Genomic DNA, 16,202 nt, shown 5'->3' with positions numbered 1-16,202 from the left:
GGGTCCGGTGTTCATCGCGTCGCCTCCACGGAGTCCACCTCGGACAGCCAGCCGACGATCCCGGTGACCGCGTTGCGGCAGCCGCCGCAGCCGGTGCCGGCCCGGGTCGTGGCGACCACCTCGTCCACCGTCCGGGCGCCGGCCCGCCAGCAACGGACCAGGGCCCCCTTGCTGACGTCGTTGCACTGGCAGACGGTCGCCGCGTCCGGCATCAGCGCCGGGGACTCCACGGGCGCCGCCGGGCCGCTGCCGAGCGACCGGCCGAGCAGCAGCACCCGCCGGTCCGCCGGCACCGGGCCACCCCGGTCGAAGAGCTGCACCACCGTGCCCACCGCCGGGTTGTCGCCGAGCAGGATCGCGCCGGTCAGCCGCTCGTCGTGGATGCGCAGCCGGGCGTACGTGCCCCGGGCCGGGTCGGCGAAGGTCAGCTCCTCGCCCGGACCGCCGGTCGGGTCGCCCATCGCCGCGAGGTCGATGCCGGCCGCCTTGAGCCGGGTCACCACCGGGCGGGGCCGGTACCGGGCCGCCGGGTCCTCCCCGGTGAGCAGCTGCGCCACCACCCGGGCCTGCGCCCAGGCCGGCGCGACCAGCCCGGTCAGCGTCCCGGCGTGCTGGGCACAGTCACCGATCGCGGAGATCCACTCGTCGTCGGTGCGCAGCCGGTCGTCCACCGTCACGCCGTGCTCCACGGCCAGCCCGGCCGATGCGGCGAGGGTGGTGTCCGGGCGTACCCCGCAGGAGAGCACCAGCAGGTCGGCGGCGAGGGTCCGGCCGTCGGTCAGCCGGAGCCGGACCTCGTCGTCGGCGACGTCCACGCCGGATGCCCCGACCGACAGCTCGGTGCGGATGCCGAGCCCGGCGAGGGTGCCGGCGAGCACCGCCCCGGCGGCCGGGTCGAGCTGCCGTTCCATCAGATGCCCCATGGGGTGCACCACGGTCACGTCGAGGCCCCGGGCGGCCAGTCCGCGGGCGGCCTCCAGCCCGAGCAGCCCGCCGCCGAGCACCAGGACGGTGCGCGCGTCGCGGGCCGCGGCGAGGATCCGCCGGCAGTCGTCCAGGGTGCGGAAGGCGGCCACCCGGGCCGGCAGGTCGCCCGGGTCCAGGCCCGGCAGCGGCGGCACCACCGCGCGGCTACCGGTGGCGAGCACCAGGTGGTCGTAGCCGATCCGGTCGCCGTCGTCGGTCCGCACCTCGCGGGCGGCCCGGTCGATCGCGACGGCGGCCACTCCGGTCCGCACGTCGACGCCCTGCCCGGCCACCTCGGCCAGCTCCACGTCCGGCTCGCCGATCTTCCCGGCGAGCAGGGTGGAGAGCATGATCCGGTTGTACGCCCGGTGCGGCTCCGCCCCGAGCACGGTGACCTTCCGGTCGCCGTCCCTGGCGTGCAGCTCGGCGGCGACCCGCGACCCGGCCATTCCGTATCCGACGATGACGATGTTCATGCCTTCTCCACCCGGACGGCGCAGATCTTGAACTCGGGCATTCCGGAGACCGGGTCGACCGCGTCGTTGGTGACCGAGTTGGCCCGGGCCGCGCCGGGCCAGTGGAACGGCGCGAAGACGGTGTCCGGCCGGATCGCCGGGCTGAGCCGGGCCGGCGCGCGCAGCTCGCCCCGGCGGGAGGTGACCCGCAGCTCGTCCCCGTCGGTCACGTCGAGCCGGGCGGCCAGCTCGGGGTGCAGCTCGACGAAGCCGCCGGGCGCGGCCCTGCGCAGCGCGGCGACCCGCCGGGTCTGCGTGCCGGACTGGTACTGGGCCAGCACCCGCCCGGTGGTGAAGTGCAGCGGGTAGTCCGGGCAGACCTCCTCGGCGGCCGGCCGGTGGTTCACCGGGTGGAACCGGGCCCGGCCGTCGGGGGTGGGGAACGACTCGGCGAAGAGTCGGGGCGTGTCCGGTCCGTCCGGGTCGGGGCAGGGCCAGAAGACGCCGTCGGCCTGGTCGATCCGCTCCCAGCTCACCCCGGCGTAGTCGGCCGGCCCGCCGGCCGAGGCGCGGCCCAGCTCGGCGAGGACGGCCCGCGGGTCGGTGGGGAACCGCTCGGCGGCCCGGTCGTCGTCCGTGAGGCGTTCGGCCAGGCCGGCGAGGATGTCGAGGTCGCTGCGGACGCCCGGCGGGGGTGGGCGCAGCGCGCGGCGGCGCAGCACCCGGCCCTCCAGGTTGGTCATCGTGCCGTCCTCCTCGGCCCACTGGGTCACCGGCAGCACCACGTCGGCGAGTTCGGCCGTCTCGGAGCGCAGGAAGTCGGCGACCACCAGCAGGTCCAGCCCGCGCAGCCGCTCGGTGACCCGGGCGGCCCGGGGCGCGGAGACCACCGGGTTGGAGCCGAAGACCAGCAGCGCGCGCGCCCCACCCGGCTGCCCGAGCGAGTCCAGCAGTTGGTACGCCGGCACCCCCGCCCCGGGCAGCTCGTCCGGGTCCACGCCCCAGACCCCGGCCACGTGCGCCCGGGCCGCCGGGTCGTCGATCCGCCGGTACCCGGGCAGCTGGTCGGCCTTCTGCCCGTGCTCCCGCCCGCCCTGGCCGTTGCCCTGGCCGGTGAGGCAGCCGTACCCGGAGCCGGGGCGGCCGGGCAGGCCGAGGGCGAGCGCCAGGTTGACGAGGGCGCTGACCGTGTCGACGCCCTTGGCGTGCTGTTCCGCCCCGCGCGCGGTGAGGATGATCGCGCTGCGGGCGGTGCCGAGCGCCCGGGCGGTCGCCTCCAGGTCGGCCACCGGCACCCCGGAGAGCCGTTCCACCTCCGCCGGCCAGTACCCGGCCACGGTCCGCCGGACCTCGTCGAAGCCGGTGGTGCGGGCGTCGACGTACGCCTTGTCGACCAGGCCCTCGGTGAGCGCGATGTGCAGTAGCGCGTTGGCCACCGCCAGGTCGGTGCCGGGCAGCGGTTGCAGGTGCAGGTCGGCCTGTCGGGCGGTGGCGGTCTCCCGGGGGTCGACCACGATCAGTCGGCCGCCGGCCCGCCGCCGGTCGGCCAGGTGGCGCATCAGCGGCGGCATGGTCTCGGCCGGATTGGCGCCGACCAGCAGCAGGGTCTCGGCCCGGGCGAGGTCGGTGACCGGGAAGGGCAGCCCCCGGTCGACGCCGAAGGCACGCAGCCCGGCCGCCGCGGCCGAGGACATGCACCACCGGCCGTTGTAGTCGATGTGCCGGGTGCGCAGCGCGACCCGGGCGAACTTCCCCAGCGCGTACGCCTTCTCGTTGGTGAGGCCGCCGCCGCCGAAGACGGCGACCGCGTCGGGCCCGTGTCCGGCCTGGACGGTGCGGATGCCGGTGGCGATCCGGTCCAACGCCTCGTCCCAGCTCGCCGGCCGCAGCTCGCCGTCGGGCCGGTCGCGCAGCAGCGGCGTGGTCAGCCGGTCGGGGTGGTCGAGCAGGTCGGCGGCGGTCCAGCCCTTCTGGCAGAGGCCGCCCCGGTTGGTGGGGAACTCCCGGGGGAGCACCTCGACCCGGTCGCCGGTGTCGCGCAGCAGCATCCCGCACTGGAGGGCGCAGTACGGGCAGTGCGTCTCCGCCTGCCGAGGGTCGGCCCCCGGTGCCGTCGCGAAGTGCACACCGTCTGTCATGTCGGCAAAGCGTGCCGGGGAGCGGTTTCCGGTCCGGGTCCCTTCTGTTTCGGTCCTGTCAAGAGCGGCTCACTACGCACGGGACCACCGGGACGGTCCGCGGGGTTTAGAATATGAGACAACTTTCTCAACAATTGGGAGACTGGGATGGACGTGGCGGCGGCCTTCGACGCGGTGGCGGGCAGCTACGACGAGGCGAGACGCCGCCTCGTGCCCTGCTTCGACAGCTTCTACGGCACGGCGGTCGAGGTGGCCGCGCCGCCGCTGCGGGCGGCGCTGGCGGCGGGGCGTACCCCCGAGGTGCTGGACCTGGGCGCGGGCACCGGGCTGCTCTCACTGCTGCTGGCCGCGGCCGTGCCGGGGATCCGGCCGACCCTGGTCGACGGCGCCCCGCGGATGCTCGCGGTGGCCGCCGAGCGGCTCGCCGCTCGGGGCGTGCCGCACCGGACGGTGGTGGCCGACCTGGCCGACCCGCTCCCCGCCGGCCGCTACGACGCGGTGGTCTCCGCCCTGGCCGTCCACCACCTCGACGACGACGGCAAGCGGGCGCTCTACCGGCGGGCCGCCGGCGCGCTCGCCCCCGGCGGGGTGTTCGTCAACGCCGAGCAGGTGGCCGGCCCCACCCCGGCCCTCGACCGCCGGTACGACGACGTCTGGGTCGCGCAGATCACCGCGCTCGGCTCGGATGCCGAGGAGATCGCCGCCGCCCGGGAGCGGATGCGGCACGACCGTCCGGCCTCCGTGCCCGACCAGTGCCGCTGGCTCGACGAGGCCGGCCTGGTCGACGTCGACTGCTTCTTCAAGGCCTGGCGGTTCGCCGTCTTCGGTGGGCGGGCCGGCTGAGCCCGCCCGGTTTGACCGGTTCGACGGCGGGCGCGAGCGGGGATGACTGGCGGTCATACCAATGGGTAGTCTCACCGGCATGACTGCCAAGGTGACACTGTCCTTCTCCGACGAGACGATCGAGGAGGCGCGCCGGTTCGCCAAGCGCGAGGGGCTCTCGCTATCGGCGTGGATGGACCAGGCGGCCCGGGAGAAGGCCCTGCGTGAGGTCTTCACCGCGCACGCCGCGGCGGTCGCCCGGGCCGGGATCGACCTCGAATCCGCCGCCCTCGCCGACGCCGCGGAGGTCGGCATGGTCGACGACGTGCTCTTCGGCGGGCGTGGGCGTGCTGCGTAGGGGAGAGGTCTGGCGGATCGAGGGCGCCCGCGAGCGGCTGGGACTGGTGATCAGCTCCGACGTCTACAACTCCACCGACGTGCCGATCGTGATCGTGGTGGAGGTGGTCGACGAGTCGCTGCTGCGCGACTCCCCGCTCGCCGTGCCGATGGGCCGGTGGGTGGTGATGCCCGACCGGCTCTCCTCGCCGATGAAGAAGTGGTTCACCGAGTGCGTGGACGTCGCCGACACCGAGACCATGCAGCGGGTCGGCCGAGCGCTGCGCATCCTCCAGGAAATCTGAGTCTCACCATCGCCGGCCGGCGGACGTGCGATCTCCGTTTCCGGAACGACCCCTGACGGGCACGGTCGGGTAACCCGCCGTTCCTAGCGTTCCCCCTGGTCACATCGACGAGGAGGAGCCGCCGTGAGCACGCTCGCCAGCACCACCGCAGTCACCGCCGACCCGCCGGCCGCCGCCGGCCGGCACCGGATCGACGACTGGCGGCCCGAGGACGCCACCTTCTGGCGTACGACGGGCGCCCGGATCGCCCGACGCAACCTCTGGGTCTCGATCTTCGCCGAGCACGTCGGGTTCTCGGTGTGGAGCCTCTGGTCGGTCACCGTGCTCTTCCTCGGCCCGGCGTACGGCATCGACCCGGCCGGGAAGTTCCTGCTCACCGCCGTGCCCGCCGCCCTGGGCGCGGTGCTGCGGCTGCCGTACACCCTGGCGGTGGCCCGCTTCGGCGGGCGGAACTGGACCATCGTGAGCGCCCTGCTGCTGCTGGTGCCGGCGGTGCCGATGACGCTGCTGCTGGAACCGGGGGTGTCGTACACCACATTGATGGTGCTCGCCTGCCTGACCGGGGTGGGCGGTGGCAACTTCGCCTCCTCGATGGCGAACATCAACCTCTTCTTCCCGGACCGGCTCAAGGGCCGGGCGCTCGGGCTCAACGCCGGCGGCGGCAACCTGGGCGTACCGGCGGTGCAGCTGGTCGGGCTGGCGGTGCTGGCCACCGCCGGGGCGGCGTACCCCCGGCTGGTGCCGGCGGTCTACCTGCCGCTGATCGTGTTGGCCGCGCTCGCCGCGGCGCGCTGGCTGGACAATCTCCCCGGCGCCCGCAACGAGCCGGGCGCGTTGCGTGAGGCCGCCCGCGACCCGCACACCTGGGTGATGTCCCTGCTCTACGTGGGCACCTTCGGCTCGTTCATCGGCTTCGGCTTCGCCTTCGGTCAGGTCCTCCAGCTCCAGTTCCACGACCGGTTCCCCACCCCGGTCGACGCGGCCTGGCTGACCTTCCTCGGGCCGCTGGTCGGCTCGCTGATCCGGCCGGTCGGCGGGCAGCTCGCCGACCGGCTCGGCGGGGCCCGGGTGACCTTCTGGAACTTCGTCGCGATGGCCGTCGGCGCCGGGCTGGTGCTCTACGCGGCCCGGGAGAGGTCCTTCCCGCTCTACCTGGCCGGGTTCCTGTCGCTCTTCGTCTTCTCCGGGATCGGCAACGGGTCGACGTACAAGATGATCCCGGCGATCTTCCGGGCCCGGGCGGCGGCCGACGCCGAGCTGACCGGTGACCCCGAGGCGGCCCAGCGCCGCGCCCGGCGGCTCTCCGGAGCGCTGATCGGCATCGCCGGCGCGGTCGGGGCGTCCGGCGGGGTTCTGGTCAACGTGGCGTTCCGCCAGTCGTTCCTGGCCTCGGGCAACGCCGACGCGGCCTACCTGGCCTTCATCGGCTGGTACGCGCTCTGCTTCCTGGTCACCTGGGCCGTCTACCTGAGGAGGGGCCCCCACCGGCTGGCCGGCGTGTGACCTGTGACATCGTGGAGCCGCAAGCCACGCTGGGTGAACCCCCCGTTTTGACCTGCGGACCGGGCGGCGGGTATCGTTGCCTGCTGTTGTACGACATCCAGAGGCGTGCCGCATCAGGTACGCTTGGTCGTTCGTGCGCGCCTGATCAATTCGGCGCGCGACCCCAGACCGACGACGAGACAAGGTAGACCTGTGCGTACGTACAGCCCGAAGCCGGGTGAGATCGAGCGTCAGTGGCACGTTATCGACGCCTCTGATGTCGTGCTGGGCCGCCTGGCCACCCACGCCGCCACGCTGCTGCGCGGCAAGCACAAGCCGACTTTCGCGCCGCACGTCGACACGGGCGACTTCGTCGTCATCGTGAACGCGGGCAAGGTCGCGCTGACCGGCAACAAGCGACACACCAAGGTCGCCTACCGCCACTCCGGTTACCCGGGTGGTCTGAAGCAGGTCGGCTACGACGAGCTGCTGACCAAGCGTCCCGACCGGGCCATCGAGCTGGCCGTCAAGGGCATGCTCCCGCACAACAAGCTCGGCCGTCAGCTCATCAAGAAGCTGAAGGTCTACGCCGGTGCCGAGCACCCGCACGGCGCGCAGCAGCCGGTGCCGTTCGAGATCAAGCAGATCGCGCAGTGAGCGCGGGCGAAGGAAACAGCATGACCGACATCACCGAGACCGAGGTCGCCCCCGAGGCCACCGAGGCGCCCGCGCCCGTCGCCCGCGCGCCGCGTGGTGACCGCCCGATCCAGACCGTGGGTCGGCGCAAGGAGGCCATCGTCCGGGTGCGCATCGTCCCCGGCAGCGGCAAGATCACCTGCAACGGCCGCGACCTCGAGGCCTACTTCCCGAGCAAGGTGCACCAGCAGCTCATCAAGGACCCGCTGGTGACCGCCGAGAAGCCCGAGGCGTTCGACGTCATCGCCAACCTGCGTGGCGGCGGCACCACCGGCCAGGCCGGTGCGCTGCGGCTGGCCATCGCCCGGGCGCTGATCGTCAACGAGCCCGACGACCGTCCGGCCCTCAAGAAGGCCGGCTTCCTGACCCGGGACGCCCGCGTCAAGGAGAGCAAGAAGTACGGCCTCAAGAAGGCCCGTAAGGCTCCTCAGTACTCGAAGCGCTGATCTTCAGCCGCGCCTTGTACTTCTGACGGACGGCCGGGTCCGCCTCCCTTCACAGGAGGTGGCCCGGCCGTTCGCTTTTTCCCCTGGGACCCTTTCATCGGAGGTTGGCGGGTATGGGCCGGTTGTTCGGCACGGACGGCGTACGCGGGCGGGCGAACGCGGATCTCACCCCGGAGTTGGCGCTCGCGGTGGCGGTGGCCGCCGCGCACACCCTCGCGGAGTCGGACAGGAGCCACCCCCCGCTGGCCGTGGTCGGCCGGGACACCCGGGCCAGCGGCGAGATGCTGGAGGCGGCGGTGGTCGCCGGGCTGACCAGCGCCGGAGCCAACGTGGTCCGGGTCGGTGTGCTGCCCACCCCCGCTGTCGCCTTCCTCACCGCCGAGACCAAGGCCGACCTGGGCGTGATGCTCTCCGCGTCGCACAACCCGATGCCGGACAACGGCATCAAGCTCTTCGCCGCCGGCGGGCACAAACTGCCGGACGAGATCGAGTTGCGGATCGAGGCGGCCGTCGAGGCGAACGCGACCACCGCCTGGGACCGCCCGATCGGGGCCGGCGTCGGCCGGGTGCACGATCTGCTCGACGGCGCCGACCACTACGTGCAGCACCTGGTCAACACCGTGCCGCACCGCCTCGACGGGATCAAGGTGGTGGTCGACTGCGCCAACGGCGCGGCCGCCGAGGTCGCCCCGGTTGCCTACCGCGAGGCGGGCGCCGAGGTGATCGCGATCCACGCCGAGCCCGACGGGCTCAACATCAACGACGACTGCGGCTCGAACCACATCGACGCCCTGCGCGCCGCCGTGGTCGAGCACGGGGCCCACCTCGGCATCGCGCACGACGGCGACGCCGACCGCTGCGTCGCGGTGACCGCCGACGGCGAGGAGGTCGACGGCGATGAGCTGATGGCGATCCTCGCCCTCGCCATGCGGGAGGCCGGCACCCTCACCGGGGACACCCTGGTCGCGACCGTGATGAGCAACCTCGGCCTGCGCCTGGCGATGTCCGCCGAGGGCATCCGGCTGGTCGAGACCAAGGTCGGCGACCGGTACGTCCTGGAGGAGCTGCGGGCCAACGGCCTCGCCCTCGGCGGCGAGCAGAGCGGCCACATCGTCATGCCGGCGTACGCGACCACCGGCGACGGGGTGCTCACCGGGCTGCACCTGATGGCCCGGCTGGCGGCGACCGGCAAGTCGCTCGCGGAGCTGGCCGGGGCGATCACCAAGCTGCCCCAGGTGCTGATCAACGTGCCGGTCGGCGACCGCACCGTCGGCGCCGCGGCTCCGGCCGTCCGGGCCGAGGTGGAGCGGGCCGAGGCCGAGCTGGGGGAGACCGGCCGGGTGCTGCTGCGCCCGTCCGGCACCGAGCCGCTGGTGCGGGTGATGGTCGAGGCGGCCACCGAGCCGACCGCGCGCTCCGTCGCCGAGCGGATCGCCGAGCACGTGCGGGCCGCCAGCCCCACCGCCTGACCCCCTGTCGTCGCCGGCTGAGGCTGCCGTCGACCAGCGGGCGCGCGTGGCTGCGGGTGGCCCTCGGTTGGCTGGCGCGGGTGGCCGCAGGTGGCCCCTGGCTGGCGCGCGTGGCTGCTGGTGGTGTGGTGGGGGGCGGGGTGCTGGTGGCCACGGGCCGGCGGCTGCGCACCCGGGTGCCGCGGACGCTACGAACTTGATGACGTGAACGAATCAGCGGCGGGGCATGTCCTCGGCCGGTCGCCCCGTGTCGCCTGATTCGTTGCCGTCATCAAGTTTGTAGCGAGCGCAGCAGGCGGGTTGGTAGCGGGCGCACGGGTTGGTGGCGAGCGCGGCAAGCGCGGCTCTCGGCCACCCAACTCCAGCATCGACCGACCGGTCGGGGCCCGGCCCCGGGCGCGGGCAGGGGGGCAGGGGCTGAGGGCCGGGTCTACCGGCGCCTGGGCGCGGGCCGGGAGCTGCGGGTCGGCTACAGCCGCAGCTGGGTGGCGCGGTCGAAGGTGTCGGCCGGGTCCTCGCCGTCGGTGAGATCGAGGTCCTCCACGATCCGCCCGTCGCCGAGCCGGACCAGCCGGTCGCAGCGAGCGGCGATGGCCCGCTCGTGGGTGGCCAGCAGGATCGTCATGCCGTGCCGGTCGCGCAGGTCCAGCAGCAGGTCGAGGATCTGCCCGCCGGTGGTGGAGTCCAGGTTGCCGGTGGGCTCGTCGGCAAGCAGCAACCGGGGCGCCCCCATCAGCGCGCGGGCGATCGCCACCCGCTGCTGCTGGCCGCCGGAGAGTTGCGCCGGCAGCGCCCGCTCCCGCCCGGCCAGGCCGACCGCGTCGAGCAGTTCCCGGGCCCGGGCCGCGTGGTCGCCGTGACCCCGGCGGGGCAGCACCGGGGCGATCACGTTGTCCAGCACGGTCAGCGCCGGCAGCAGGTGGTAGCGCTGGAAGACGAAGCCGACCCGCTGCCGGTAGCGGGCCAGGGCCGCCCGGCGCAGGGCGGTCACCTCGACGTCGTCCACCGTCACGGTGCCCCGGTCGGCCTGCTCGATCGCTCCGATCATGTGCAGCAGCGTCGACTTGCCCGAACCGCTCGGGCCGGTCAGCGCCACCACCGAGCCCGCCCCGATCTCGAGCGACACCTCGTCGATCGCGGTGAGTCGCTCGGCGCCGGTGCGGAACTGTCGGACCAGCCCGGCCGTCCGGACCGTACTGCCCGTGGTCGCGTCCATGGTCACTCCTCTGCGAGCAGTCGTGCGGTGGGGAGACGGCGCAGCAGCGCAGCCGGGACGAGCGCGGCCAGCGAGGTGACCAGCACCCCGGCCAGCGCCACCGCGGCGGCGACCAGCACCAGCGGCCGGGGCAGGTCACCGACCAGCCAGGCCGCGCCGCCGAGGCCGAGTGCCGCGCCGGTGAGGGCGCCGAGCAGACCGAGGGCGATTCCCTCGTACCCGATCAGGCGGCCCAGCGCGGCGTCGGTCCAGCCGACCGCGCGCAGGGTGGCCAGCTCGGACGCCCGGTCCCTGATGTTCAGGTAGAGCACGTCGGCGACGGCGGCGGCGCCGAGCAGCACGGTGGCGACCGCGGCCATGGTGTCCGCGCCGCGCACGCTCAGCGAGACGGTGTCGCCGAGCAGGCTGCCGACGATCGCGCCGCGGAAGGCGTACGCGGCGGCGGTGACCAGGGTCAGCGCGGCCACCCCGATGGCCAGCGCGCCCGCGCCGAGCAGGGTGCGCCCGGGGGTGCGGACCAGGTTGACCAGGGCCAGGCCGGTCAGCGTGCGCGGTCGGCGTACCCAGCGGGCCGTCGCCACCGGCGGCCGGAGCGCGGCGGCCGGGTGGGCGCGCGCGGCCCGCAGCGCCGGTGCCAGGCCCGCGACCAGCGCCAGCAGCAGGGCCACCGGTACGGCGAGCAGCGCCCGTCGCCAGTCGACGTCGATGCCCAACGCGAAGCCCAACGGGAACGCCAGGCCGACGGCGAGCAGCCCGGCCGCCAGCCCCAGCAGGGCGACCTCGCCGAGGATCAGCGCGCCGATCCGCCGGGCCGGCCAGCCTAGGCAGGCGAGCACCGCCAGTTCCGGCCGGCGGTCCCGGACCGCGGCGGAGACCGCGTTGCCGAGGAAGAGCACGCAGACCACCAGCACCAGCACGAAGAGCGCAACGCTCTTGCGGTCCACCGCCCTGGTGATGGTCGATGCCACCCCGAGCGCGGACCAGTTCTCGGTCAGCCGCAGCTCGGGTCGGCCGAACGCGCCGGCCGGCAGCTCCACGGTCTGCGGGGCCGGCGAGGAACCGAGGGTGATGTCGACGTCTAAACCGGTGACCTGGTTGATTCGCTCGGCGATCAGTCGGACCCGCTCGGCTGAGCGCTCGCTGTAGCCGTCCACGCCGGCCACCCGGACCCGGATCGCGCTGATCGGCGCCTTGAGCTGCGGGCTTCCCCCGCCTTCGAGGAGCTTCGGCAGGCTGCCCAGGTTGGTCAGCAGCAGCGGCGGTGGGGAGAGGTAGCCGGCCGGATTGCCGCTCGGCTCCAACGGCTGCCCGCCGAGCGCGGCGCGACTACGGTCGTCGGCGCCCTCGGCCCGCGGCGGCTCGTACGTCTCCAGCGGCACCTTGCCGAGGTCGCTGAAGCCGCGCAGCCTTTCCGGGTCGAAGATCCCCACCGCCCCCCATTCCCGGGTGACGTCGCCCCCGGCGAGCCCCAGCCGGCGCAGCGGGCGGGCGCCGGTGTCGTCGCTGAGCCAAGGTCTGGGTAACCAGCTGTAATGCTGTTCGTCGCCGAACAGCTCGGAGGCAGGGGGCGGGATGCTGGCGGCGCGCAGCACCCTATCGGGCAGCCGCTGGTACGCCACGTCACCGGGCTGGGTGAGGTTCTCGACCTGCCCGAAGCAGCACCGCCCGCGCTCGGACACCCCCTCGGCGAGCTGCTTGCGGTATGCGTCGGCCAGTGTGCCCTCGACGGCGCCGGCCGGCGTGCCGGTGGCCCGCCCCAGGGTCTGTTCCAACTCCTCCCCGGGCAGGCCGGCGGGTCGGGCGTCGGCCAGCCGGGTGAGGCGGGCCCGCAGGGACGCGTCGAACCAGGGGCGGTTGGTGGTCAGCACGGGGAACGAGTAGTTGTTGGCGGCGCCGAGGCGGGTGTTGGTCTCCGTGTCCGCGGCATGTAGGGCGCGCCCCTGGACGACCGTGCCGGCGAGGCCGACCAGGCGGTCCTCGGCGTCGGGGTCGATCGCGGCCAGCAGGAAGGACACCGTCACCGGTCCGGCTACCACGAGCCGGTCGGTGGTGGCCGTCAGAGCGTCGTTCCCCGCGCGGGCCAGCACCCCGTTGGCCGCCTCGAACCGCCGGTCGGGGCGCAGCCGTACCGCGGTGACGGTCCAGTCGTCGCGTTCGGAGAGCTTTCCCCGGTTGCCGAGGATCCCACCGAACTGTGGGCCGCACACCGGCCGGTTGCTGCCGTCCGGCTGGACCTCGCGGGGGGCGGGACCGCACACGTCCTCCCACGGATAGCTGCGCCCGTCGGAGTAGCGTGTCCCGGCCTGCGCCATCTCGCCCCCGGTCACCATCGGGTAAATCAGCGGAAGGCGGGTGACGTACACGTACCGCGGCTTGCCCGGCGCAGTGGACAGACCGCGCTCGGCCACGTACGTGGGGTCAATCCGGATCACCTGCCGGTTCAGTGAGCGGTCGACGGCGTCGGTGAGGTCGAGCGGGATCGGCACCGACGATGTCGAATAGCCGAGCATCGCGATCGGGGCGGCCACGTCCACCCCGGCAACCGCCTTGACCTGCTCGTACTGGGCGGGGGTGATGCCGCCGTAGAGGCCGGAGAGGTAGTTGGGCCGGACCAGCTTGCGCTCGGCCTCCAACGGAGTGCGGGTCCCCTGCGGACGGACGAGGATGTCGTACGCCGCCCGGGTGTTCCGCTCGACGGTGCCGGTGACGTCCAGGCGGGAGGTGGTGGTGGCGCCGGTCAGCACGACGAAGCCGGTGGTCGCCACCAGCACGCCGGCCAGCAGCGCCACCGACCGCCCCGCACGGCCACGTAGCTGTCTCCAGACGAACCGAAACATGTCGCGCCTCCCCGTGTGCTGAGGACACTGTGCGCGATACATTGTGACAATGCAAGAGCCCACCCGGGTGGACCTGCCCGGGCCGGATTGGAGGAGACGGTGGCGATCCAGCACGCGGTCCTGGCCCTGCTCGCCCGCGGCCCCAGCTACGGCTACCAGCTCAAGGGCGCCTTCGAGCAGGCGGTCGGCCCGCAGTGGGGCCCGCTGAACATCGGGCACCTCTACCAGATCCTCGACCGGCTGTCCCGGGACGGCCTGGTGGTCGCCGAGCGTCAGGCCCAACCCGTCAAGCCGGACCGGGTGGTCTACGAGATCACCGACGGCGGCCGGGTCGAGCTGGACCGCTGGCTCACCGAACCCAGCCCGCGCAGCGGCGGCTTCCGGGACGACTTCTTCCTCAAGGTCACCGCCGCGGCCCGCTCCGGCGAGGCGGCGATCGTGCGGACGGTCCTGAGCAATCAGCGCGGCCACCTCATGCGCGAGCTGCGCAACCTCGACGGGCTGCGGCGCCGCGCCGAGGACGCGGTGGTCGGCCTGCTGCTCGCCGCCGCCGCTCGGCACGTCGAGGCGGACCTCGCCTTCGTTGACGACGCCGAGTCGGTCCTGCTCGCCGACGGCGGCGCGCTGCTCGGCCAGCTCGCCGCGCGCCCCGCCGAGACGTCCACCGAGGAGCCGGGCGCGGCACGCGCGGCCGGCTGACCCGCCGGAGCGGTCAGGCCGCGGCGACCCGGCCCAGGAAGCGCTCGCCCACCTCGACCACGGCGGCGGCGTCGAACTCCAGCGCCGGGCCGGCCACCGTCACCTCGGTCATCGCCAGGCCGGGCAGATCGGTGTCCTGCCAGCCGCCGGCGAACCACACCTTCTCCTCCTCGGCGAGGGCGAGATTCGCCTCGTCGAGCAGCCGGGCCGGGTGCGGCAGCCAGAGCCGGAACTGGTGGGTGTGCGGGGGCGCCGGGAACACCACGGCGCCGGGCAGCTCGGCCAGCGCCGCGGCGACGGTACGGGCGTGCGCCACGTATCCGGCGAGCCGGGGGAGCTCCTCGGCGAGCCCGGCCAGCGCGGACAGGGCCGCCGGCCACTGCTGGAAGACCTGCCCGCCGTAGCGGTGCCGCCAGGCCCGGGCGTAGCGGACCAGCGCCTCGTCACCGGCCAGCGCGGCCCCGGAGATGCCGCCGAGGGACTTGTAGAACGAGACGTAGACGCTGTCGAAGAGCCCCGCCACCTCGGGCAGCGGGCGCCCGAGGTGGGTGGTGGACTCCCACAGCCGGGCCCCGTCGGCGTGCACCCGGGCCCCCGTGTCGCGGGCCGCCGCCACCGTCGCGGTCAGCTCGTCCCAACTCGGCAGCACGAAACCGGCGTCGCGCAGCGGCAGTTCGAGCAGCAGGGTGCCGATCGGCTCGGCCAGCGCGGCCACCTCGTCGGCGTCCGGGTTGCGCGCGGCCTGCGTGGTGAGCACCGCGCGCAGCCCGCCGAGCACCGCGTACGCGTCCCGCTCGTGCACCAACGGGTGGCTCAGCGGGTGCAGGCCGACGGCGCTGCGGCCGGTCACCTCGGCGCCGTACCGCATGGCGACCTGCTGGGCCATCGTGCCGGTGGGGAAGAAGACCGCGTCCGCCGTGCCGAGCAACTCGGCCACCCGGCGCTCCACCGCCGCCACCGCGCCGCCCTCGCCGTAGATGTCCGGCAGGCCGTCCGGGTCGGCGGTGGACCGCATGACCGCGAGCTGGTCGTGAACCGAGGTGGGCCGGGCGCGGGTCAGGATCCGGTCGCAGCCGCGCAACGCCGTGATCTGCCGGGCCCGCTCGGCGTACCCGCCGGTCATCGGACCGCCGCCAGCCGGCGCAACCGGGTGACCGCCTCGGTCAGCACCTCGGGGCGCTTGCAGAAGGCGAACCGGATCAGTCGCCGGCCGGCCTCCGGGTCGTCGTAGAAGACCTGGGTGGGCACCGCCACCACCCCGCAGCGCTCGGGCAGCGAGCGGCAGAACTCCACCCCGTCCCGGCCGCCGAGCGCGGTCACGTCGGCGGTGACGAAGTACGTCCCCTCCGGCGTCAGCACCTCGAACCCGGCGTCGCCGAGCCCGGCGACCAACTGGTCCCGGCGCTGCTCGAGGTCGTCGCGGAACCCGGTGAAGTAGGCGTCGGGCAGGCCCAGCGCCACGGCCACCGCCGGTTGCAGCGGGGCGGCGTTGACGAAGGTGAGGAACTGCTTGACCCGCAGCACCGCCGAGACCAGCGCCGCCGGCCCGCTCGCCCAGCCGACCTTCCACCCGGTGCAGGAGAAGGTCTTCCCCGCCGACGAGATGCGCAGCGTCCGCTCCCGCATCCCGGGCAGGGTGGCCAGCGGCACGTGCGGGGTGGCGGCGTCGGTGAAGACCAGGTGCTCGTAGACCTCGTCGGTGACCGCGTAGGCGTCGTGCTCCCGGCAGAGCTCGGCGACGAGGGCCAGCTCTCCGGGGGTGAAGACCTTGCCCGTCGGGTTGTGCGGGGAGTTGAGCAGCACCAGCCGGGTCCGTGGCCCGAAGGCGGCGCGCAGCTCCGCCGGGTCGAAGGCGTACCGGCCGTCGTCCCCGGGATGCAGCGTCACCGGCCGTCGGACCGCGCCGGCCAGCGCGATCGAGGCGGCGTACGAGTCGTAGTACGGCTCGAAGCAGACCACCTCGTCACCCGGCTCGCAGAGGGCGAGGATGCTGGCGGCGATCGCCTCGGTGGCGCCGGCGGTGACGACGACCTCGCCGTCCGGGTCGTACTCCAGACCGTGGAAGCGGCGCTGGTGGTCCGCGATCGCCCGGCGCAGCACGGGGATCCCCGGACCCGGCGGGTACTGGTTCTGCCCGCCGCGCAGCGCCTCGGCCGCGGCGGCCAGCATCTCCGGCGGGCCGTCGGTGTCCGGGAAACCCTGCCCCAGGTTGACCGCCCCGGTCCGGACGGCGAGCGCGGACATCTCGGCGAAGATCGTCGTCCCGAACGGCCGCATCCGGGCGACGAGCGGGTCGACATCGGGGGGTGTCGTCACGGGGGCCAGCCTACGGGGC

Annotated in this window: 14 protein-coding genes; 8 read left to right on the top strand and 6 right to left on the bottom strand. The window is 74.2% G+C overall.

The genetic code is table 11. The annotated features are described in order from the left end of the window. Positions 1-11 precede the first annotated feature (11 nt). Complete coding sequence (locus tag AC5RWQ_RS24295) at positions 12-1,442, bottom strand: FAD-dependent oxidoreductase (RefSeq protein WP_494284965.1); 1,431 nt, start codon at positions 1,440-1,442, stop codon at positions 12-14. Next, complete coding sequence (locus tag AC5RWQ_RS24290) at positions 1,439-3,559, bottom strand: molybdopterin oxidoreductase family protein (protein WP_494284964.1); 2,121 nt, start codon at positions 3,557-3,559, stop codon at positions 1,439-1,441. The genes AC5RWQ_RS24295 and AC5RWQ_RS24290 overlap by 4 nt, the downstream gene beginning before the upstream one ends. A 147-nt stretch (positions 3,560-3,706) precedes the next feature. Here AC5RWQ_RS24290 and AC5RWQ_RS24285 point away from each other — a divergent pair, with 147 nt between their 5' ends. The 7 genes from AC5RWQ_RS24285 (at position 3,707) to glmM (ending at position 9,115) form a co-directional block, all read left to right on the top strand. Continuing rightward, the gene (locus AC5RWQ_RS24285; RefSeq protein ID WP_494284963.1) at positions 3,707-4,402 is read left to right on the top strand and encodes a class I SAM-dependent methyltransferase; all 696 of its coding nucleotides are present in this window, start codon (positions 3,707-3,709) and stop codon (positions 4,400-4,402) included. 79 nt (positions 4,403-4,481) lie between these two features. Next, entirely contained in the window at positions 4,482-4,739 is a 258-nt protein-coding gene (locus AC5RWQ_RS24280) for a DUF6364 family protein (RefSeq protein ID WP_334488174.1), read from the top strand. Further along, positions 4,729-5,022, top strand: a complete 294-nt coding sequence (locus tag AC5RWQ_RS24275; protein ID WP_494284962.1) for a type II toxin-antitoxin system PemK/MazF family toxin — start codon at positions 4,729-4,731, stop codon at positions 5,020-5,022. The genes AC5RWQ_RS24280 and AC5RWQ_RS24275 overlap by 11 nt, the downstream gene beginning before the upstream one ends. A 123-nt stretch (positions 5,023-5,145) precedes the next feature. After that, complete coding sequence (locus tag AC5RWQ_RS24270; protein WP_494284961.1) at positions 5,146-6,525, top strand: MFS transporter; 1,380 nt, start codon at positions 5,146-5,148, stop codon at positions 6,523-6,525. Positions 6,526-6,717: 192 nt separating this feature from the next. Continuing rightward, positions 6,718-7,161 (top strand): 50S ribosomal protein L13, encoded by a 444-nt coding sequence (gene rplM, locus AC5RWQ_RS24265; protein ID WP_334488166.1) that lies wholly within the window; start codon positions 6,718-6,720, stop codon positions 7,159-7,161. A gap of 20 nt (positions 7,162-7,181) precedes the next feature. Continuing rightward, on the top strand, positions 7,182-7,646 hold the full coding sequence (rpsI, locus tag AC5RWQ_RS24260) for a 30S ribosomal protein S9 (protein WP_088998399.1): 465 nt from the start codon (positions 7,182-7,184) through the stop codon (positions 7,644-7,646). 113 nt (positions 7,647-7,759) lie between these two features. Beyond that, on the top strand, positions 7,760-9,115 hold the full coding sequence (glmM, locus tag AC5RWQ_RS24255; protein ID WP_494284960.1) for a phosphoglucosamine mutase: 1,356 nt from the start codon (positions 7,760-7,762) through the stop codon (positions 9,113-9,115). A gap of 469 nt (positions 9,116-9,584) precedes the next feature. On the opposite strand, the gene AC5RWQ_RS24250 is transcribed toward glmM, so the two are convergent. After that, positions 9,585-10,331, bottom strand: coding sequence for an ABC transporter ATP-binding protein (locus AC5RWQ_RS24250; RefSeq protein WP_494284959.1), 747 nt, complete (start codon positions 10,329-10,331; stop codon positions 9,585-9,587). 2 nt (positions 10,332-10,333) lie between these two features. Then, a complete protein-coding gene (locus tag AC5RWQ_RS24245; protein ID WP_494284958.1) occupies positions 10,334-13,168 on the bottom strand; it encodes an FtsX-like permease family protein in 2,835 nt (944 codons plus the stop codon). 99 nt (positions 13,169-13,267) lie between these two features. On the opposite strand from AC5RWQ_RS24245, the gene AC5RWQ_RS24240 reads away from it, so the two are divergent. Further along, a complete protein-coding gene (locus AC5RWQ_RS24240; protein WP_494284957.1) occupies positions 13,268-13,867 on the top strand; it encodes a PadR family transcriptional regulator in 600 nt (199 codons plus the stop codon). A gap of 13 nt (positions 13,868-13,880) precedes the next feature. Here the strand turns inward: AC5RWQ_RS24240 and AC5RWQ_RS24235 are convergent, their stop codons facing one another. Both AC5RWQ_RS24235 and AC5RWQ_RS24230 read right to left on the bottom strand, forming a co-directional pair. Next, entirely contained in the window at positions 13,881-14,990 is a 1,110-nt protein-coding gene (locus tag AC5RWQ_RS24235) for a threonine aldolase family protein (RefSeq protein WP_494284956.1), read from the bottom strand. Further along, positions 14,987-16,183 (bottom strand): pyridoxal phosphate-dependent aminotransferase, encoded by a 1,197-nt coding sequence (locus AC5RWQ_RS24230; RefSeq protein ID WP_494284955.1) that lies wholly within the window; start codon positions 16,181-16,183, stop codon positions 14,987-14,989. The genes AC5RWQ_RS24235 and AC5RWQ_RS24230 overlap by 4 nt, the downstream gene beginning before the upstream one ends. Between the last annotated feature and the right edge of the window lie 19 nt (positions 16,184-16,202).

It is taken from the genome of Micromonospora sp. BS32 (genome assembly GCF_059089345.1).
This window is presented reverse-complemented; position numbering and strand designations above follow the sequence as displayed.